This is a genomic window from Streptomyces sp. NPDC006197 (assembly GCF_040613865.1).
Lineage (GTDB): Bacteria > Actinomycetota > Actinomycetes > Streptomycetales > Streptomycetaceae > Streptomyces.
This window is the reverse complement of record NZ_JBEXSZ010000113.1, coordinates 1-19055: the sequence shown is the minus strand read 5'-3', so window position 1 is coordinate 19055 and position 19055 is coordinate 1. Positions and strand designations below refer to the sequence as shown.

The 19055-nt window shown below is 69.8% G+C and carries 18 protein-coding genes and 4 pseudogenes; 12 read left to right on the top strand and 10 right to left on the bottom strand.

Annotation, left to right across the window (positions count from 1 at the left end; translation table 11 throughout):
- Positions 1-350: 350 nt before the first annotated feature.
- Positions 351-2450 carry a SpoIIE family protein phosphatase gene (locus ABZ318_RS28690; RefSeq protein ID WP_356905355.1) on the bottom strand — a complete coding sequence of 700 codons (2100 nt, stop codon included), beginning with the start codon at positions 2448-2450 and terminating at the stop codon, positions 351-353.
- A gap of 353 nt (positions 2451-2803) precedes the next feature.
- On the opposite strand from ABZ318_RS28690, the gene ABZ318_RS28685 reads away from it, so the two are divergent.
- A complete protein-coding gene (locus ABZ318_RS28685) occupies positions 2804-3163 on the top strand; it encodes a DUF4190 domain-containing protein (protein WP_356905354.1) in 360 nt (119 codons plus the stop codon).
- Positions 3164-3267: 104 nt separating this feature from the next.
- On the opposite strand, the pseudogene ABZ318_RS28680 reads toward ABZ318_RS28685, so the two are convergent.
- Positions 3268-3384, bottom strand: a pseudogene (locus ABZ318_RS28680) (DUF6086 family protein); the annotation flags it as partial.
- A gap of 24 nt (positions 3385-3408) precedes the next feature.
- Positions 3409-3507, bottom strand: a pseudogene (locus tag ABZ318_RS28675) (IS5/IS1182 family transposase); the annotation flags it as partial.
- Positions 3508-4232: 725 nt separating this feature from the next.
- Here ABZ318_RS28675 and ABZ318_RS28670 point away from each other — a divergent pair.
- From ABZ318_RS28670 to ABZ318_RS28660, 3 genes are read left to right on the top strand one after another with little or no spacing between them, the layout of a single operon-like run.
- Positions 4233-5684, top strand: a complete 1452-nt coding sequence (locus tag ABZ318_RS28670) for a solute carrier family 23 protein (RefSeq protein ID WP_356905353.1) — start codon at positions 4233-4235, stop codon at positions 5682-5684.
- Positions 5681-7102 carry an amidohydrolase family protein gene (locus tag ABZ318_RS28665; protein WP_356905352.1) on the top strand — a complete coding sequence of 474 codons (1422 nt, stop codon included), beginning with the start codon at positions 5681-5683 and terminating at the stop codon, positions 7100-7102. Before ABZ318_RS28670 ends, ABZ318_RS28665 begins: the two co-directional genes overlap by 4 nt.
- Positions 7099-7809, top strand: coding sequence for a sulfite exporter TauE/SafE family protein (locus tag ABZ318_RS28660; RefSeq protein WP_356905351.1), 711 nt, complete (start codon positions 7099-7101; stop codon positions 7807-7809). The genes ABZ318_RS28665 and ABZ318_RS28660 overlap by 4 nt, the downstream gene beginning before the upstream one ends.
- Before the next feature lie 154 nt (positions 7810-7963).
- Here the strand turns inward: ABZ318_RS28660 and ABZ318_RS28655 are convergent, their stop codons facing one another.
- Both ABZ318_RS28655 and ABZ318_RS28650 read right to left on the bottom strand, forming a co-directional pair.
- On the bottom strand, positions 7964-9022 hold the full coding sequence (locus ABZ318_RS28655) for a substrate-binding domain-containing protein (RefSeq protein WP_356905350.1): 1059 nt from the start codon (positions 9020-9022) through the stop codon (positions 7964-7966).
- Between the two features lie 70 nt (positions 9023-9092).
- A pseudogene (locus ABZ318_RS28650) lies at positions 9093-9272 on the bottom strand (GNAT family N-acetyltransferase); the annotation flags it as partial.
- 208 nt (positions 9273-9480) lie between these two features.
- On the opposite strand from ABZ318_RS28650, the gene ABZ318_RS28645 reads away from it, so the two are divergent.
- Complete coding sequence (locus ABZ318_RS28645; protein ID WP_356905349.1) at positions 9481-10299, top strand: SDR family oxidoreductase; 819 nt, start codon at positions 9481-9483, stop codon at positions 10297-10299.
- 689 nt (positions 10300-10988) lie between these two features.
- Positions 10989-11372: a barstar family protein gene (locus ABZ318_RS28640; RefSeq protein ID WP_356905348.1), complete on the top strand. Its 384-nt coding sequence runs from the start codon at positions 10989-10991 to the stop codon at positions 11370-11372.
- A 13-nt stretch (positions 11373-11385) separates the two neighbouring features.
- On the opposite strand, the gene ABZ318_RS28635 is transcribed toward ABZ318_RS28640, so the two are convergent.
- Complete coding sequence (locus ABZ318_RS28635) at positions 11386-11523, bottom strand: hypothetical protein (RefSeq protein ID WP_356905347.1); 138 nt, start codon at positions 11521-11523, stop codon at positions 11386-11388.
- On the opposite strand from ABZ318_RS28635, the pseudogene ABZ318_RS28630 reads away from it, so the two are divergent.
- A pseudogene (locus ABZ318_RS28630) lies at positions 11517-11702 on the top strand (IS5/IS1182 family transposase); the annotation flags it as partial. The gene ABZ318_RS28635 and the pseudogene ABZ318_RS28630 sit on opposite strands and share 7 nt — an antisense overlap.
- A gap of 6 nt (positions 11703-11708) precedes the next feature.
- On the opposite strand, the gene ABZ318_RS28625 reads toward ABZ318_RS28630, so the two are convergent.
- Entirely contained in the window at positions 11709-11867 is a 159-nt protein-coding gene (locus ABZ318_RS28625; RefSeq protein ID WP_356905346.1) for a hypothetical protein, read from the bottom strand.
- A gap of 94 nt (positions 11868-11961) precedes the next feature.
- Here ABZ318_RS28625 and ABZ318_RS28620 point away from each other — a divergent pair, with 94 nt between their 5' ends.
- Positions 11962-13005, top strand: a complete 1044-nt coding sequence (locus tag ABZ318_RS28620) for a S66 peptidase family protein (RefSeq protein ID WP_356905363.1) — start codon at positions 11962-11964, stop codon at positions 13003-13005.
- A 135-nt stretch (positions 13006-13140) separates the two neighbouring features.
- Here ABZ318_RS28620 and ABZ318_RS28615 read toward each other — a convergent pair whose 3' ends face one another.
- From ABZ318_RS28615 to ABZ318_RS28605, 3 genes are all read right to left on the bottom strand, one after another.
- A complete protein-coding gene (locus ABZ318_RS28615) occupies positions 13141-13911 on the bottom strand; it encodes an alpha-ketoglutarate-dependent dioxygenase AlkB (protein WP_356905345.1) in 771 nt (256 codons plus the stop codon).
- The gene (locus tag ABZ318_RS28610; protein ID WP_356905344.1) at positions 13895-15124 is read right to left on the bottom strand and encodes a hypothetical protein; all 1230 of its coding nucleotides are present in this window, start codon (positions 15122-15124) and stop codon (positions 13895-13897) included. Before ABZ318_RS28610 ends, ABZ318_RS28615 begins: the two co-directional genes overlap by 17 nt.
- Before the next feature lie 470 nt (positions 15125-15594).
- Complete coding sequence (locus tag ABZ318_RS28605) at positions 15595-16038, bottom strand: nuclear transport factor 2 family protein (RefSeq protein WP_356905343.1); 444 nt, start codon at positions 16036-16038, stop codon at positions 15595-15597.
- Between the two features lie 100 nt (positions 16039-16138).
- Between ABZ318_RS28605 and ABZ318_RS28600 the strand changes: the two genes are divergently transcribed.
- The 4 genes from ABZ318_RS28600 (at position 16139) to ABZ318_RS28585 (ending at position 18978) form a co-directional block, all read left to right on the top strand.
- Positions 16139-16765: a helix-turn-helix domain-containing protein gene (locus tag ABZ318_RS28600; RefSeq protein ID WP_356905342.1), complete on the top strand. Its 627-nt coding sequence runs from the start codon at positions 16139-16141 to the stop codon at positions 16763-16765.
- Positions 16766-16927: 162 nt separating this feature from the next.
- The gene (locus ABZ318_RS28595) at positions 16928-17245 is read left to right on the top strand and encodes a hypothetical protein (protein ID WP_356905341.1); all 318 of its coding nucleotides are present in this window, start codon (positions 16928-16930) and stop codon (positions 17243-17245) included.
- Between the two features lie 133 nt (positions 17246-17378).
- Positions 17379-17759: an FKBP-type peptidyl-prolyl cis-trans isomerase gene (locus ABZ318_RS28590; RefSeq protein ID WP_356905340.1), complete on the top strand. Its 381-nt coding sequence runs from the start codon at positions 17379-17381 to the stop codon at positions 17757-17759.
- Positions 17760-18084: 325 nt separating this feature from the next.
- On the top strand, positions 18085-18978 hold the full coding sequence (locus ABZ318_RS28585) for an AraC family transcriptional regulator (RefSeq protein ID WP_356905339.1): 894 nt from the start codon (positions 18085-18087) through the stop codon (positions 18976-18978).
- Positions 18979-19055 lie beyond the last annotated feature (77 nt).

Sequence of the window (19055 nt, the reverse complement as noted above, 5' to 3'; positions counted from 1 at the left end):
ACGCTGGTCGAGCGCGACGATCCGCCAGGAGTCGCCCAGCCCCCGAGCCAGGCGCGCGAGGGCGCGGCCTTCTCCAAAAATGCCCGTGCAGGGCGAGCAGAGGCCTGCCCGAACCACCGAAGTCGAGAAAGGACATGGGAATTCAGGCACTGAGTTCGTGCGGTGAGGGATTCAGAGATCGTCACGGTCTCTGACGTGCAGCGATCCGGGCGACGGATTCGTAGAGCATCTTCCGGAACGGCTTCTCCCGCAAGCCGGCATCCAGGCGCCACAGGTCGTCCAGCAGGCCCTCCATCGGGTTGCCGCCCGTGTCGACGTACGCGCCATGTACGACTCCGGGCCCTGCCGCGTCATGTCCCGTCCGGGTCGGTGGGGGCCAGGGGCCGGGCCTGGGCGATGAGGAGGGCGACGTCGTCGTGGTCGTCCGGGTGCCGCAGGGCGTGCAGGAGCCACTGGCAGAGGTCCTGCAGGGGGCGATGCGGTGCGTCGAGGCTTTCGAGCAGGGTGTCCAGGCGTTCGTCGATGGGGTGGTGGCGGGTCTCGACGAGACCGTCGGTGTACAGCACGAGCCGGTCGCCGGGGCCCAGATCGAAGGCGGTGGTGACGAACGGGACGCCGCCGACGCCCAGGGGTGCGCCGGTGGGCAGATCGAGGAGCTTGGGGGGCTGCCCTGCCCGGACCACGGCGGGCGGGAGGTGTCCGGCATTGGCGATGTCGCACCGGCGCCGGTGCGGATCGTAGACGGCGTAGAGGCAGGTGACGATGTAGTGCTCGAGCCCACTGGTGATCTTGTCGAGGTGGTGCAGGACCTGGTCGGGCGCGAGGTCGAGGTCGGCGTACGCGCAGGTGGCGGTCCGTAGCCGTCCCATGGCCGCGGCCGCGTCGATGCCGCTGCCCATCACGTCGCCGACCACCAGGGCCGTACGGTCGCCGCTCAGGGGGATGACGTCGTACCAGTCGCCTCCCACTTCGCTGGACGCCTGTGCCGGCTGGTAGTGCGAGGCCACGTCCAGGCCTGCGAGGCGGGGGTGACGGCCGGGCAGCAGGCTGCGTTGCAGAGTCTCGGCTGAGCTGCGCACGCTCTGGTACCAGCGCGCGTTGTCGATCGCGACCGCGGCGCGGGCGGCCAGTTCACCGGCGAGGATCACGTCGTCGTCGTCGAAGGGGAGGGGGTTGCGGGTGCGCATCAGGTCGAAGGCGCCGAGGACTTCGTGGTGGGCGATCAGCGGCACCGCAAGGTAGGAATGCACCCCGGCCCGGGCGAAGGCGTTGGCGGCTTCCGGGTCGCGGGCGATGCGCAGCAGGTCGTCCGGTCCGGTGTGGGCGACGACGACGGGCTGGCCGGTGTGGACGCACCGGGTGATGAGCCGGTCGGCGCCGTAGGCGGCGAGATCTCCGACCGTGTCCGCCGCGGAGACGGCGTCGGTGGGGTAGGCGGAGGCGACGGCGAGCGCCTTGAACAGCTCCGGCCCGTCACGAGGACCCGTGACGCGCCGGAAGGCGAGGACGGCGTCGAGGACGTCGACGGCCGCGAGGTCGGCCAGCTCCGGTACGGCGACCTGGGCCAGCTCCTGAGCGGTCCGTTCCACCTCCAGAGTGGTTCCCACGCGGGCAGAGGCTTCCGCGATCAGCGACAGGCGGCGCCGGGCCCGGTCCGCCTCGAGGGTGGCCTGGTGGCGCTCGCTGACGTCGACCACCGAGTTCGCCACGCCGAGCACCCGCCCGTTGGATCCTTCCAGCCGGTAGTACGACACCGACCAGGCGTGATCATGATTCGGATCTGCCCTGGTGCGGCCGACGATGTACTGGTCGATCAGCGGCGTGCCGGTCAGCAGGACCTGCCGCAAGGCGGACTCGATCGTGTCGATGCCGTCGAACGGATGGATGTCTCGCGGGCGGCGGCCGATGTGGTCGGCGGCGGGAACGCCGTTGATGCGCTCCAACGCCGGGTTGACCATCGAGTACCGCAGGTCGGTGTCCAGGAAGGCGACGCCGATGGGCGCCTGGAACACCAGCCGGTCCGAGAGCGCCAGCCGGGCCTCGATCCCCTCCAGAGTGACCTGGTCAGCGGCGATGCCCAGGGCGTACACATCGCCGAGATCGTCCGTCAGCCGCATGTTGCGGAACTCCACCAGACGCGTGCTGCCGTCCTTGTGCCGGATGGGGAACGCCCCCGCCCAGCTCGCCCCGGTGCCCATCACCTCGGCGAACAGCCGGGCCACCACCTCACTGTGCTCCTCGTGGACCAGTAACCGGGCCGCGTACCGGCCCAGCGCCTCTTCGGCGGTGTAGCCGAAGACGTCGTTGGCCTGCGGGCTCCAGAACACGATGCGGCCCCTGCTGTCCAGCACGACGGCGGACACGCTCAGCAGATCGAGGAGGCCGCCCGGCGGGAGGGCCCCAGGCTCCCGGGCATGTCCGTCCGCCCCGTCGGATCCATTCGGCTCCATCGCCCACCTCCCTGCGTGGTAGTGCCCGAGGACTGGGTCTCTCCATGGTGCCCTCGGAACCGGGCGACCTACGAGCCGAAGGCTCCATACGTCGGCACCGGCACCAGCACCAGCACCAGCACCAGCACCATGATCAGGTCCTGAGCTGCACCGGCGGCCGTTCACCCATCGTTGTCCGGGCGTGAGTGTTCGGTCTCGAATCCCTTCGTCGGGTGGGGGTGGCAAACCCCTGTCGGCGAGCAGTGGCGGATCGAGACCGCCGAGCCCTCAAGCTTGCAGACATGCGCGCATGTCACTCAGGCAGGCCGTTCTCGTAGAGTGGCTCGCTGGTGCCAGCCAGGGGGGAATCAAACATGCCCGAAGCCGATCAGGACACCGGTGCGGCGAGCGCTACTCGCAACACACCTGCTCGGATCAGTGTCTGGGCCGCCCTTCTGGGCGCCGGTCTGATCGCGGGCATCTTCCTGACGCCGATGTTCTGGCTGCTGTACGGCGGGTTGTACACGTTGCTGGTGTTCGCGTCGGGTGTTGTCGCGATCCCCGCCGGGCACCTCGGCCGCCGTCGAGGCAAGCACCTGGGCGGCCGCGACCGCGGCGTCGCGCTGCTCGGTATCGTGACCGGCTGGGTCCTGATCCTCTTCGCTCTGCTGCTGGTCCTGGCCTACGCAGGACTGCTGGCAGGGCTGGCGTACTTCGCCGACTCCACTTCCTGAGCTGACCGGCGCCAGTTGTCGTCCTGTCCCGGCTCCCGGCTCCCGGCTCCCGGCTCCCGGCTCCCGGGGCAGCAGGGCGTACGCGGTCGAGCTGGTCAGCGGGGCATGCGAGAGGCCCCATTGGACGGGTTCCACAGCGTCTCGTCGCCGATGTCGAAGTACTGACTCATCGTGGCACCTTTCAGCTGGTTATGACGGGCCAGCGTATCCAGCCGGATCATCGCCGTCGTCAGCATTACGGCTGCCCATCGGTGCCGGCCGCGCCGCTGCGAGGACTCGATTCCCCTGCGGGCGATGCGGTGCCGGATGCCACGCTTTCGGAGCCGTCTGCGCAGTTCAGCGAATGATCACGCCATGAGGGACGACGCCTTGGCTCCGCCGGCTCCGGCAGGTCGCGAAGGCACTCCGGTCAGTGCCAGCCCGACTCCCCGTCCCAAGGAGGGACCACGGTGCCTGTGTCCGGTCCGGAAAGAGCCCCCACGATCATCAGCACCAGCACGATCAGAAGCAACAACACTCCCAGCCCCGTTTCCTCATGGCCGGGAAGGACAGAGACATCCCCATGCCGGCGGGCCCGTCGCGCTGCCCGAACCGTTCATCGTGGAGAACCGGGGTGGATCGCTCTCCGGCATCCTTGCCGTCGGCTCGCGGCCGTCACCCAGCGCCAGGTCCTGCCCGGCGCCCAGCCGCTGCTCCCTCTCGTCCCGGACGGCGTCCACGGACCGCAGGCCGGCGGCGCCCTCGCTGTGGAAAGCGGCGAACGCCGTGCCGCTCACCCGGAAGAACACCGAAAGCTGAACACCGTACCGAAGGACGCTGCCGCCTCCGATGACCGGGCACGCGGTGGTCCGGCGCCCGGTGCCGGACCACCGCGTGCTCGTGCCACGGCCTTCGTGGCGGCGGCGGGTCCGCCGTCCTCGCGCCCGCTTGCCCGTCGGATCTCTTGACGGCCCGGGCGCGCCCTCACATACTGGCGGCCAAATCGATTTGGCCAAATCGATTTGGCTCCCCGTCCGGGGCCGGATCGCGGCTGAACCACGACGTATCGAACGCCGAACGGAGCTCGAACGTGTCCAGTCCCCGCCCTTCCCTGCCCCCGCCCACGTCCCCCACTCCGCTCCCGAGCCCGGCCGCGTCGCCGGACGAGGGCCCGGACACCCCCCTCGCCGACGGACCTCAGCGACCGGCGGCGGTGCACCCCGTCGACGAGCGCCGTCCGCTCGGCCGGATCCTGCTTTTCGGGGTCCAGCACGTGCTCGTGATGGCCGCCACGCCCATCTCCGCGATCTTCCTGATGAGCGCCACCCTGCGGCTCGATGCCCGGCTGACCGTCGATCTGCTGTCCGCGGCCTTCGTGCTGTCCGGCGTCGGTTCGCTCATCCAGTCGCTCGGACCCTGGAAGTTCGGGCCCCGGCTGCCGTTCGTGATGCTGCCGGGCGGCGCCCCGCTCGTGCTGTTCCTGGCCATCGCCGGACAGCACGGCCTGCCGACGGCGTGCGGCGCGGTCATCCTCACCGCGCTGTTCACCTTCGTCGTGCTGCCCCTCTTCTCACGGCTGCTCGCGTTCTTCCCCAGCCTGGTGATCGGCACGATGATCGTCATCGTCGGCGTGAACCTGGTGAAGGTGGGCGCCGTCCTGGTCACCGGCCGCCCCGGTGAGCCGGGCTTCGCCCAGCCGCAGAACCTCCTGCTCGGCATCGCGACGATCGGCTTCACCGTCGCGTTCTACCTGCTGTTCTCCGGCGTCGTGCGCCAACTCGCCGTCATGCTCGGCCTGCTGGCCGGCACCGCGCTCGCCGCCGCGCTCGGCCGCGTCCCCCTCGGCCACGCCGCCGACGGCGGACTGCTCAGCCTGCCGCACCTGATGCCCTTCGGCACCCCGCGCTTCGACCTGCTCGCCGCGCTGCCCCTGATGCTCTACAGCCTCGCCTCGATGGCCGAGGCCACCGGCCAGACCGTCATCAACGCACAAGCTGTCGGCAAGGAGATCGACCGGCGCGTCCACGTGCCCAGGACCGTCCGCGGCGACGCCCTCACCTCCCTGTTCGGCGGGTTCTTCGGGCTGCCGCTCATGGTGACCAGCGGCGAGAACATCGGCATCGTCCGGGTCACCGGCGTCCGCAGCCGCTTCGTCACCGCGACCGCCGGCGTCGCCCTCATCGCCATCGGCTTCCTCGCCCCGGTCACCCGGGCGATCAGCGTCATCCCCTCCGCCGTCGTCGGCGGCACCGCGATGGTCGTGTTCGCCGTGATCACCGTGCTCGGCGTCCAGATGCTCGGCCGCTCCGACCTCGACCGGCACACCAGCACCTTCGTCTGCGCCGTCGCCCTCGCCCTCGGCCTGCTGCCGATCCTCGTCCCCGGCGTGTACGGCGGCTTCCCGCCCAACCTCCGCATCCTCCTCGAAAGCGGCGTCGCCGTCGGCGCGTTCGTCGCCGCAGTCCTCAACATCCTCTTCCACCACGTCCGGCCCGGCGTCGTCGCCCGGCTGACCGGCCCCCGCGCGGAAAGCGACCGATGAACCAGCACACCCCCCTGCGAGACCTGCTCGACTCCCCCGGCCCGCTCCTCCTCGTCCCGGACGCCGTCCTCCTGCCCGAAGGCCCCGCCACCGGCCACGCCGTGGTCGTCACCGGCGGCGTCTTCACCGCCGTGGGACCGGCCGCGGAACTGGTCGGCCGCCACCCGGACACCGCCCCCGTACGCCTCCCCGGCCACCTCCTCATGCCCGGCTTCGTCGACGCCCACCACCACCTCACCCAGAGCTTCGGCGCCGCCCTCGCCTTCGGCGAGCCGTCGGAGATCTTCCGCCGGGTGTGGGTGCCGCTGGAGGGCGCACTGGACGAGGAATCTGCCTACGTGGCCGCCAAGTTGGCCGCGCTCGAAGCACTGCGCGGCGGCTTCACCACCGTCACGGACGCCGGGACCCGCGCAGACGTGGACGTGGACGTGATCGCGGCCGCCACCCGCGACGCCGGCCTCCGCTGCGTCCTGGGCCTCGTCTGCAACGACCAGGACGGCGCAGCTGTCGCCGGCCCCGGCGTCCTGGAGCGCGCCGAGAAGCACCTCGTACGGTACGAGGGTGATCCCCTGGTCCACGCCTCCCTCGCCGTCTCCATCCCCGAGGCGGCCACCGAGGAGACGTTGCGCCGGACCGCCGCGCTCGCCGCGGCGGCCGGGGCCGTCGTCCAGATCCACGTCAACGAGCATCTGGCCGCCGTCGAGCGGTCCCTCCTGACCCACGGCCTGCGGCCGCTGGAGCACCTGCACGCGATCGGCGCGCTCGGGCCCCAGCTGCTCGCCGCGCACGCCACCCTGCTCACCCCGCGCGAACTCACCCTGCTCGCCACCACCGGGACCGCCGTGAGCTACAACCCCGTGGCCAGCGCCTGGAAGGGCAACGCCGTCGCGCCCGCCACCGCCATGGCCGAACGCGGCATCCGGTTCGGCCTCGGCACCGACGGCACCCGCGGGGACGGCTTCCGGCTCGCCGAGGCGGCCGAGTTCGCCCAGCGGATCGCGTACGGGCTCGCCGGCGGGGACTCCTCGTGCGGCGCGGGCTGGACCTGGCTGGAGCACGCCACCCGTGGCGGCGCCGACGCCGTGGGCCTGGGCGCGCGCACCGGCACGATCGCCCCGGGCCTGGCGGCCGACTTCCTCCTCGTCGACGTCACCACTCCCGAACTCGCGCTCTCCCACGACCTCCCCTGGGAGCTGGTACGGCGCGGCAACAGGGACCAGATCACGGCCGTGTTCGTCGCGGGACGCCTCAGAATGTGGTGCGGCGGGCCGGTCGGGTGGGACGGGTCGGCACTGGTCCGGCGCGCCGCCGCGCTGGCCGAGGCGACCGTGTCCCGGGCGGCGATCACCCGCGCGCACCCGACGTCCACCCGGGCCCGCGCGGTCGTGGTCGGCCGGGAACGGAGCACGGCGCGATGACCGGTGAGACCCTGACGGTGCTCGCGCTGACCGTGACCGCCGCCGCCTTCGTCCAGGGCAGCAGCGGCCTGGGCTTCGCGCTGATCGTCGCCCCGGTGGCCGGGATCCTCGACCCCGGGCTGCTGCCGGTGTTCGTCCTGGCGTCGATGGTGCCGCTCAACCTGTACGTCGCCTGGCGCGAGCGGGCCTCGCTCGATCTGCGCGGCGCGGGCTGGATCACCGCCGCGCGGCTCGCGGCCACGCCCGCGGGCCTGGCGTTGCTGTGGGTGATCCCGGACAGCCGACTGGGGCTGTACGTGGGCCTCGCGACCGTCCTGGCGGCCGTGGTGAGCCTGGCGGCACCGGCCTTCACGCCGGGCAGGGCCGCCTATGTCGGTGCGGGCGCGGTGACCGGCCTGACGGAGACGGCGACGGGCGTCGGCGGCCCGCCGCTGGCGCTGGTCTACCAGCACCGGCCGCCGGCCGAGCTGCGCTCGACCGTAGCGGCCTGCTTCCTAGTCGGCGAAGTCGCCTCGCTTGCGCTGCTGTTCGCGACCGGGCGGGGCGACACGGCGGACCTCGGCCTCGCCCTGGCGCTGGTGCCGGCGATCGGCGTGGGCGCGTGGCTGAGCCGGCTGGTGCACCGCCGGATCGACGCCCGCAGGATGCGCCTGTTCGTGCTGGTCTTCGCGTTGGTGTCGGGGGTGGTGCTCATGGTGGGCGTCTGATCCGGCCCGCCCTCGCGGCCGCTCCCGTACCCGGCGGCTCACCCCGCACCGGCCGACGCGTCCCCGTCCCGCCGTCCCTGTCTCGCCGTCTCCGCCCTGCCTCTCCGTCTCCGCCCTGTCTGGTCGGCCGACGGTCGGGCGGTACGGCGGCGGCTCAGCGGCCCGTCGTCGGCGGGGGCGTCCGCAGCGACGACCCGCGCGGGATCACCGTCGGAGGCGGCACCGTCACCACAGCCTCGGCCGGGGTGTCCCCCCGCAACCGTCCGAGCAACAGGTCCACGGCGGCCGCCGCCGCCCGGTCCAGGTGCAGGTCGACGGCGGTCAGCGGCGGCTGTGCGGTGCGGGCGCGCAGACCGTCGTAACGGGTGACGACCATGACGTCGTCGGGGACGGCGCGTCCGCTGTCCCGGACGGCCCGCAGCGCGCCCACGGCGAAGGCATCGACCAGGGCGCACACCGCGTCGATGCCGGGATGCTCGGCAAGCAGGGCGGCGCACTGCTCGTAGCCGGCCTGCTCGCCGCCGGCCTCGGGGGCGCTCGCCACGATCGGCTGCCAGCCGTGCTCGGCGGCGAGCCGTTCGTAGGCCGCGCGCGCGTCCACCGACGAGTGCCGGTCGCCGGAACCGACGAGCAGGGCGGGCCGCCTCGCGCCCTGCTCGCGCAGATGGGTCAGGAGCGCCTCGGCGACGGCCGCGCCGTGCAGGTCGACGTACGGAACGGCCTCGTCCGGCGAGACGGGCCGGCCGAGTGCCACGTACGGCAGGCCCCGCTGCCGCAGCCGGGCCGCGGCGGCGTCGTCCACGTCGGGCTCCACGACGATGGCGCCGTCGATGTCGACCGAGTCCAGGGCGGCGCCCGACTGCACGGGCGGTACGAGCACGAGCGCGTAGTCGTGCAGGAGCGCGCTCTCGGCGGCCGCGGCGGCGACCTCCATGTAGAAGCCGAGCCGGGACGGGCCGCCGGCCACCGCGAAGGGCATCGACGAGGCGAGCGCGATCGCCCGGGCCTCGCCGCGCCGCAGCCGCTGGGCCCGCAGGTTGGGACGGTAACCCAGCTCGGCCGCCACCTGCTTGATGCGTTCACGGGTCCGGGGGTCGACCTTGCCGAGCCCGTTGAGGGCGTGCGAGACGGTGGTCCGCGACACCCCCGCCGTACGGGCGACGTCGGCGATCGTCGGCGGTCGCGGGTTCGCTCCGGACCCGGAAGGGGGCATCTGCCGTCGCTCCTCTGGTCGTGCCGCACGGCACGGGTGGGGTGGTGGGTCGTCCTATCTTCGCCGACGCTCAGAGCCGGCGGTGCAGGATGTGCAGGCCGGCCGGGCCGCGTCGGTGGTGGTCGTACGCCTCCGGCACGGTGCCCAGGATCGTGAAGCCGAGGGACCGCCACAGGCTCAGGGCGGGGTTGGTCTCCACGACGGCGTTGAACACCATCGCCGTGCAGCCGTCGCGGCGGGCCTCGTCCAGGTCCGTGCGGTCACTCATTTCGCTCTCCCCCACCGTCCGTGATCACCCTCATGATCCGATGTACGGCCCACCCGGCGCCAGCCCGCCCTCGGCCTCGCTCCCCGACCGACGCGTCCTGCCGTGTGGTTCGCCGGCCCGGCCCCGGGCGGCGCGTGCCTAAGATCATCGGGACGGGGACGGCGGACGAGACACGGGAGAGGCGGCGGACATGGCGGACGAGCGCGTGTACCTGGTGACCGGGGGCGGGACGGGGATCGGGGCCGCGACCGCGCGGTCGTTGGCCCGGGCGGGACACAAGGTGGCGGTGTCCGGGCGCCGCCCCGAGCCGCTGCGGCTGGTCGCCGAGGAGATCGACGCCCTGCCCGTACCGTCGGACATCGGGGACCCCGCCGCGGTGGCCTCGCTCGTCGAGACGGTGGTCGGCACGTACGGACGGCTCGACGGCCTGGTGCTCAACGCCGGCATCGGGCGGGGCGGCGGGGTGGGCGAGGTGACCCTGGAGGACTGGGACGAGGTCATGCGGACCAACCTCACCGGCCCGTTCCTGTTGCTGCGCGCCGCGCTCCCGCATCTGCTCGACTCCCGCGGCGCGGTGGTCGCGGTGGCCTCGGTGTCCGCCCTGCGCAACGGCGTCGGGAACGCCGCCTACGCCACCTCCAAGGCGGCGCTGCTCCAGCTGTGCCGCTCGCTCGCGGTCGACTACGGGGGCGCGGGCCTGCGCGCCAACACCGTGTGCCCGAGCTGGGTGCGCACCGACATGGCGGACCGCCGGATGAACCGGTTCGCCGACGAGGCGGGCCTGGGCGGGAACGGTCTGGAGGCGGCGTACGAGGAGGTGACCCGGGTCCTGCCCGCCGGGCGGCCCGGTGAGCCGCAGGAGGTCGCGGAGGCGGTCGCCTGGCTGCTGTCGCCCGCCGCCTCGTTCGTGAACGGTGCGGTGCTCACCGTCGACGGCGGTGCGACCGCGCTCGACCCGGGCACCCTCGGCTTCGAGTTCCGGCTGGAGCCGCGCATCCCGCGGTCCTGACCGACGGTCACGGCCGGGGGCCGGTCGACGGTCACGGCCGGGGGCCGGTCGCGGTCGTCCCGAAGGTCGCCGCGTCCACCGACGCCGTCGTCGCGACGGCGTCGGCGCGCTCGGGAGCGAGCCACAGGACTTGTTCCTCGGCGCGGATCGAGCAGACGTCGCAGGCCGGTGCTCTTCTCGGGCCCCGAAATGGATACGTACATGCCAGAGCATCCGGTTCGAGGGCGTACTCGAGCTGAAGAACGGCATGAGTGCAGGGGTGGGGCGCATGAGGAAGCGCAGAGTGGTCGGCATCGCGGGAGTTGTGCTGGTGGCGGGCGCACCGAGCGGCTGCGGTACCGAGCGGGCCGCGGACCGGGCTGTGGAGACTGCCGGCAAACCCTGGCTCGGCGGTGTCGACGCCGGCGCAGACTCCGCACGACGTTGGTCGTACGGTGTTCCAGTTCATCAGGCACACCGGAGCCGGTGGTTCCCATCCGGTGGTGCGCGGGTGGGTTCGACACCCCACCCGATGTGCTGACCGCGTCGATGTCGCTGGTCCAGCACGTGGCGGCAGCCGTGAGGACCGCGCTGAACGCCTCAGGCGTCTACGTTCCGAGTGCCGGCGGGCCTGTGCGAGGCGCTCTGTCTGAACAGCACGGGGTCAAAACGGATAGGCAGGTCGCCCGGCCGGACGTAGTCTGCGGGCTGTGACGGTGAGATACGTGCTGGACGGCAGCCAGGTCAGGACGCTGGAGGACTTCTGGCGGGTCGCCGGCGAGAGCATCGGCTGTGGCGGTTACTTCGGCCGGAACCTCGATGCATTCGCCGACTGCCTCCGCGGCGGCTTCGGGACGCCGGACGATGGCGACTTCGTGATCGAGTGGCGTGACCACGAAGCCTCCCGCCGTCATCTTGGGCACCCCGAGACTGCTCGGCAGCTCGAGATGTGGCTCGCCCGCTGTCATCCGACGAACAGGGAACACATGGCCGCCAGGCTGGCGGAAGCCCGCGCCGGCCGTGGCCCCACCGCCTTCGACTGGTTGGTCGAGATCATCGAAGAGGAACTTCCGGGCGGCCTGCGCCTTCGTTAAGCCGGTCGACTGGTCACGGAGCCGGCAGACGGCCCTCGTCGACGTGGTCGGCGAGATAAATCAGGGTGGCCTGCGGCTCCATGCCGAAGGCGGCGGCGAGCTTGGGGTCCATCGTGTGCACCATGTCGACGAGGCGAATGCTGACGGCCACCCGGCAGCGAACTCACCCCCGTATCACACCGTGAACCGGGCACCCGCCCAGACAAGGACATCCGCCGAACGCGGCATCGCACGGCTGAAGTCCTGGCAGATCTCGCGCAGATCACGCATCGGCCCCACCGCGTGACCGTCATCGCCAAAGCCGTCCTCACCCTCGAGAGACGACGCTGAAAACGCTCAGCACGTCATGGTCAGCCGTTGCCCTGGTGCTCTGACCGGAACGGTTCGCCTGCCCGCGCCCGTGATCTCGCCGTCGGGGCCGAACGCGGTGTCCAGCGCTTCCTCGACCTCATCGCGGTCTGTGGGCAGACCGACCAAGACGATCTCGACGAACACCGCGCTCCTCCTCTCCAACCCGGCGGACCACACCGGTCACAGCACTAGAGAAATGCCCTACGGCGTCGGAGGCGTTGACAACTACGATCATCTGATGCCGACCCTCGAATACCCCGCCAAGCCCCGCCCCGGGGATCGCGTTGCGGTCCTCTCCCCCTCGTCCGGTCTGCCCGGTCTCCTGCCCATGCCCTACGAATTAGGACTACGCAGACTCCAGAGCGACTTCGGGCTGGTCACGGTGGAATACCCCACGACTCGCCAGATGGGCGCGACCCCACAAGAACGCGCCGCCGACATCCACGCGGCCTTCGCCGACCCCCAGATCAAAGCAGTGATCTCCAGCATCGGCGGCGACGACCAGATCAGTGTGCTCCCTTACCTCGACCGCGATCTGATCCGCGCCAATCCCAAGCCCTTCTTCGGCTACAGCGACAACACCAACCTGCTGGTCTTTCTCCGGAACCTGGGCATGGTGGGCTACCACGGCGGTTCGGTGATGGTCGAGCTCGGGCGACCCGGAGCCATGCACCCGCTGACCGAAGATTCCCTCCGGGCGGCCCTGTTCACGTCGGGCGAGTACGAGCTCACGCCCTCCGAGACTTCCGGAGACGTCAACCGCTCCTGGGAGGACCCGCAGACGTTCGAATCCGAACCAGAGATGGAACCCGCCGACGGATGGACCTGGCACAACGCCGACCGGGTGGTCGAAGGGAACAGCTGGGGCGGCAACCTGGAGATCCTGTCCTGGTTGCTGATGGCCGACCGCGAGATACAACAGGTCGACACGTACTCCGGCAACGTTCTCTTCCTGGAGACGTCCGAAGAAATGCCGAAAGCAGAGGAGGTCTACCGAATTCTGCGGAACATGGGCGAACGCGGACTCCTGCGCCAGTTCCCGGCGCTGCTGATGGGCCGGGCCAAGAGCTGGTCGTTCGAACAACGGCTGACCGTCCAGGAGCGAACGGACTTCCGGCAGCAGCAACGCGAAGCCGTCCTGCGGGCGCTCAGCCAGTACGCCCCCGACACGCTGACGGTGTTCGACATCGACCTGGGACACACCGACCCGCAGGTCGTCATCCCCTACGGCGGCCGTATCCGAGTCGACGGCCCAGAACGCCGAATCAGCGTCACCTACTGATCCATTCGCGGGGTTGTGCGGGACGCGCTTCTTGGACGTGCCGGTCCTGCTCAAAATCACGGACACGCCGTTGAAACGCGCACTCAACCGCTCTGCCGTCAGACCATACCTAAAACGAGTCCCCAGGCCTGAAGGTCAAACGGGCGGCATCAGGTCGCTCTCGCTGATGGTGTAGGTCAGCGGGGGGTAGATGAAGTCCTTTTCGTTGTTCTCACGGCGCCGCAGTTGGTAAAACTCCCGCCTCTGCTCATCGTCGGCCGGCATGAGGCGCGCACCCTGCGGGAGGTATGCATGCCCGTCGCGAAACCGAACGAAAGTCTTTGACGTCCGAAAGGTCACGCCCAACCATTGATTGTCCGCCGCCCGGGCAGGCTTGTCCAATACGATTTTGTGCCTGAGTCGCCGATTCGATTCGACGGAGAACGCGACGACACTGCCATGGGCGAGGGGGATCTCGAACTTCTCGCCACCGATCCCCTTTGATTCGAAGATCAGCTTTCTCGGCGGGCCCGCTTCGGGATTTCGATAGCACGAGAAGACGGCAATAAAAGAATCACCGGCCAGGTCGAGAGCTTGGTCGGAATGCCCGCCCATGGTGGTGTAAGCGTTCGTGTAGATCTCGATGAGAGCATTGTTGAAACCGACCGAGAGCGCCGCACGTTCTTGAATCTGTTGCGCCAGTCGTTCATGTACCGCCCGGAAATTCTGCGCAGGGCTGCCGTATCGAGTGGTGGTACGTACGAGAGGCGTACCACCCGCCTCGTCAGTCTTGGTGAGCACGGCACCCCGCCGGCCTTTTCCTAGGTCTTCCAGACGAGCCGACGCGGACAGCTCCGCAAAGAGACTCTCCTCGGTCGGCAAAACACATGAGAGGATATCGTCCGAGATTCTAGACTCGGGGGGCAATGTAGTCTCCCCTGTTCATGCTGAAGAGAAAATTGTCGCCGTAATCAATGAAGGAGGAGGTCTTGTTCTCCTCGGCGTAGAGCCTGCGCAGCTCGTTCATGCCGGCCTGTGTGGGCGGCTCCAGCTTCACCAGATCTCCGGCGGCCTTGAGGAACGTGTGACCGTTCTTGTGAACGGCTTCGGCGCTCGAACAGCGCACCACGTATCCCAGGCGGGTCGGGAGGAACTCCGCCTCCAACGTCGAGGGCCGGATTTCATGCGTATACAGACGGTTGGTGGACAGCGGCATGAAGAACACGGAGCCGGGGTAGAGGGTCAGGCTGAACTGCGACGGGAGCGCGATCTCGTCGTGTTCTTCGATCGTGTCCTTGAGGCGAAAGTGGAGCTTGGTCAGCCCGCTGGCGCTCTTCACCCCGTAGTCGAAGGCGTCTTCGGCCAGGGGCTGCAGCTTGTCGAGCCGGTCATAGAAGGTGCAGAAGGCCATGATGCCGTTGACGGGCATGTCCTTGGTCTTGTCGGCATGCGCCGAGATCTTGGCCTTGGACTGCTTGCGCTCGGCTGTGGCAAGGGTGTTGTGGTAGATCTGGGCAAGAACGTGATTCAGCGGTGCCTGGCCCCGGAAGACGGTGGCCGCCTCGCGGTTCAGATCCTCGATGATGCGCGTGTCAGTCGGGCGAAAGTTCTCGGTCGGCCCCGAAAGGTTCGTGGAGCACCGGAGCAGGCGGAAATGCAGTTCGTCACCGTTTTGCGTGACCGGCGTCAAATAGATTCCGCTACGATGGGCTGTTCCAGGCTTGGTGGACTCCGTCAGGGATTGGAACGCGTGTTCCGTGCAGATCTGGCCGAAATGATCGGCGGCACTTTCGAAAAATCGGCGATAGTACACGCCGACGCCATGTACACGGATGGGCAGTCGACCGAGGCCGACGAGGCCCCAAGTTTTTTCGACGTCCTCGTAGTAGCCGTGTGACAACTCCCGGATAACGAACACCCGGGCAGCCGTACGCAGTTGGCGGCCGTCGATCCCGGATATGTCGCCGCACAGGTAGACGGTCTTCTGTGCGAGGTCGGGCGAACCAGAAGCAAGGTCCTCTGGCGTGATCATGGCCCCGAAGAAGTCCCTGATCAATTCGTTGTCATGCAACAGCGAAGGCGCGACCAGGATGTTGCTCGCATCCTCGATGCACGCCTCTGTCAGCTCTACTGTGGGCATCAAACGGTACCTGCCGTTCGCAGATCCTGATGGATTTCTCGAAACCGTGGACACGGCAACGGCCCGCGCTCTTTCACTTGCGCTGCGAAGCGCAAGTGAAAGGGGACGGACCATTGAACCTTGATCCTCTCACGGGGCTCGACAGCGGGCAACGGGTTCTGAGGTACGGGCGGGGTGCGGAGCTGCTCGGTGAAGTCGTGAGGCCGGGCGGGCGGCTCGCGACGATCGGGCCCACGCCGATCCGCCCGATCCAGCCCGTGGCTACCGCCATCCGCCGACCAACCGCAACCGCACCGCCGGCGAACTCGCCTCGTACCGCTGCTGCTCGCCCACCCCGACCCACACCACTCGCCACCCTGGCGAAGGCCACTTCCCGCACGAGCCACTACCACTGCCAGGCTTCCGACCAGCGTGATTGCGGGACTTCATGCGCTACGTTCAGCGCAACCTGATGCTCCGTCATGCACCAGTCACTCCTGCCGGTCCAGTGCGGCGAGCAACTGGCTCGCGCGTCCGTCCGCCGCCGCGAAGGCGAGGTGGTCGTGGTAGTCACGGGTCTCGACGATCAGGCCGTTCCTGACGCGCAGGACTTGGATGTTGGCGGTGCGGAAGGTGCGGCCGGTGGCGGGGTACAGGCCCTCGTAGTCGAACTCGGCGATCACCACCTCGGGGTCGCCGGTCTCGTGGATGCGGATGTTCTCAGCACGTAGGCGAATCGCGTCAGAGGCCCCCAGCGCGTCGAAGCGCTTACGGAGCTCCGCCCGGCCGTGGATGCGGCGAGGGGGAACCGGCGAGAAGACGATCTCCACCTCGGCGTCCTCCGCATAGAGCTCGGGGAGTTCGCTCCACCTGCCCGCCGAGATGAGACCCGTCAACTCCCCGAAGATCTCGCGGGGCGTGGCTGCTGCAGACATGGCTGACCTCCGTGATCCCGCCACCTATAATCGGATAGGCGACTCCGTTTCTGACGATACGGATAGCCCACTCCGTTTGTCCAGGCATGGCGAGGATCACTTGACGACAGATCAGACTCCCCCCGACGCAGGTGCGAAGCCCCTGCGCGCCGACGCGCGGCGGAACCGTGCGCGGCTGTTGGAGGTCGCCGAGGCGGTCTTCACCGAGCGGGGCACCGGTGCGTCCACGGAGGAGATCGCCCGGGAGGCGAAGGTCGGCATCGCCACCGTGTTCCGGCACTTCCCCACCAAGGAAGCCCTGTTGGAAGCAGTACTCGTCCGGCGGTTGGAACGGCTGGCCGAGGAGGGACGCCGCCTGATGGTCGAGTCCGGGCCGACGTACGCCCTCTTCGCGTTCTTCGACCTGGTGCTGGATCAGTCTCCCGTCAAGAACGCCTTCGCCGCAGCGCTCGCGGATGCGGGAGTCGACGTCCGGGCCGCCACCTCTGAGGCGGGGCGCGCCCTGCGTGAGGTGCTCGTCGCCCTCCTTGACGGCGCCCAGCAGGCCGGTGTGGTGCGACGGGACCTGGAGGTGCCGGAGTTGACGGCGATCCTGGTGGGCACCTGCCGCATGCTGGAGCACCTGGACGGCCACCCGGAGTCCGCGAAGCGCGCCCGAGCGGTCGTCCGCGACGGGCTGAGGGCGCACCCTGGCAGCCTGGGAGGGCAAGGAGGTTCCCCCTCCTGAGGGAGGGGGCGGTCTGATCCGTAGGCATGAGCGTCCCGCAGGAGCAGGGGCTTCTCGGAGCGCCGGGTTGGCGGTCGTGGGGTCCGATTCGACCGTCTGACCGCGGGAGGCGCGGTGACCGTTCCTGTACGTGCGTAGGCTCGTCGACCAGGCGGGCAGCGGTTGCAGCAGATCGTGCGCTGGGGCAACACCGGTACCGTTCACCGCCGGTTCCTGATCTGGTCCAGGGCCCGAATGCGGGTCGGCCTCTCGGCCGCCAACACCCACGACGGGCTGGGCCCGGGGCCCATGGTCACGGGCCTCCCAAACGACCGCAAGCGCGTGCCCCGGCCGCCCACCGCCGCGTACGACCCGGTTTCGGCGTGCGATCGGTTCGATACCTGGGCCGGGAACCGGTTCGTCCTCCTCAACGACGAGCGCCCGGTCGGCTCGGGCCTCATCATGGCGACACCGCAGCCGTGGCGCGCCCAGTCACGCTGAGTGCCGTGGTCCGTCGGGTTCCGCGCGCTCCGGGGGATCAGCGTCCTCGGTAGCGTGGTGATCCACCGTATGGAGTGACCATGCGCCGGCTGGTCCGTACGAGGGCTTCCGGCGGAGAGTGAGTGAGGCTGCAATGAGTGAACTGACGAAGCCCGAGATCGACCTTCCGGAGGGTGACGCTCCCACCGAGCTGACCATCCGCGACCTCGTCGTCGGGGACGGGCTCGAGGCGAAGCCGGGCAGGGTTGTCCGAGTTCACTACGTCGGGGTCACCTTCGAGTCGGGAAAGGAGTTCGACGCCTCCTGGGACCGGGGCCAGGCGTTCAAGTTCGCCCTGGGCGGTGGCAGGGTCATCAAGGGGTGGGACCGCGGGATCAGGGGGATGAAGGTCGGCGGTCGGCGCGAGATCATCGTCCCCCCGCACCTCGGCTACGGCAACCAGTCGCCCTCGCCGTTGATCCCGGCGGGCTCGACGCTCGTCTTCGTGGTGGACCTGCTCTCGGTCGCAGTCTGAGGCCCTCCGCCGCCCGGCCTCTCCGGACGGTCCTGTCCTCCCGCAGGCCCACCTCCAGCTCCCGCTGTGAGCAGGATCCGCTGGAACCGCAGCAGTCGGAGCTCCCCTCAGCAGAGTGGCCTCCTTTCTTCGCCAGGGCCGGCCGTCCCGGCCCCGCGCGAAGACCGGAGGAGTTGTCGCGGCGTGAACCCACAGATCCGACGTGAGCCCGGCGCTCCGGGCACGTGACGCAGTCGGTCACCCGATCGTTCCGGGCACGGATCATCGGGTCCTGGGAGGGTGGTGATCCCTACGGTGAAGACAACAGAGGGAAGGACACGCACCCGTGCTGGAGCAGCTCAACCAGGCGCTCGACCACATCGAGCACTGCCTCGAAGCGGAGGCCGACCGGGAGGTCGACATCGCCGAAGTCGCCCGGATCGCGATGACGTCGGAGTACCACTTCCGGCGCCTGTTCTCGGCGCTTGCCGGGATGCCGCTCTCCGTGTACGTGCGGCGCCGGCGCATGACGCTCGCCGGGGCCGAGGTGCTGGGCGGGGAGCGGACGCTGCTCGACGTGGCCGTGCGGTACGGGTACGGCTCGGGCGAGGCGTTCGCCCGGGCGTTCCGGTCGGTGCACGGCATCGGGCCGGGCGAGGCCCGGCGCACGGGTGCGACGCTCACGGCGCAGTCGCGCATGTCCTTCCGTGTCGTCGTCGAAGGGAGTACGACCATGCGGTATCGGATCGTCGAGAAGGAAGCGTTTCGGGTCGTTGGCAGGAAGGCACGGGTCCCGCTCGTGCACGAGGGGGTCAACGCGGCGGCCGCGGCACACGTGGAGAGCCTGGACGAGCAGGCGATCGTACGGATGAAGGAACTGGCCGACGGGGAGCCGAAAGGGGTCCTGTCGGCAGTGGTGCACCTGACCGACAGTCGGGAGGAGGGTGCCGAGGTGGACTACTGGATCGGTGTGGCCACCGGCCCCGAGGCGGCCGCTGAGGAACTCGACGCCCTCGACGTGCCGGCCGGGACCTGGGCTGTCTTCGACAACCACGGGCCGTATCCGAGCGCCCTCCAGGAGCTGTGGCGGGACGTGTTCACGCAGTGGTTCCCCTCGAACCCGTACGCGAGCCGGCCGGGGCCGGAGCTGCTGCGGACGCAGCCGGTGGAGATCGGCACGGAGACGGACTCCCAGCTGTGGATCCCGGTCGAACGGGTCGGCGGAAGCAACGGCGGGTGAAAACCGGGACCTGGGCGTCGCCCACCCCGACCCTCTTCCTGGTCCTCGGGCCGCTGGGCCAGTCGACGACCGCCGCG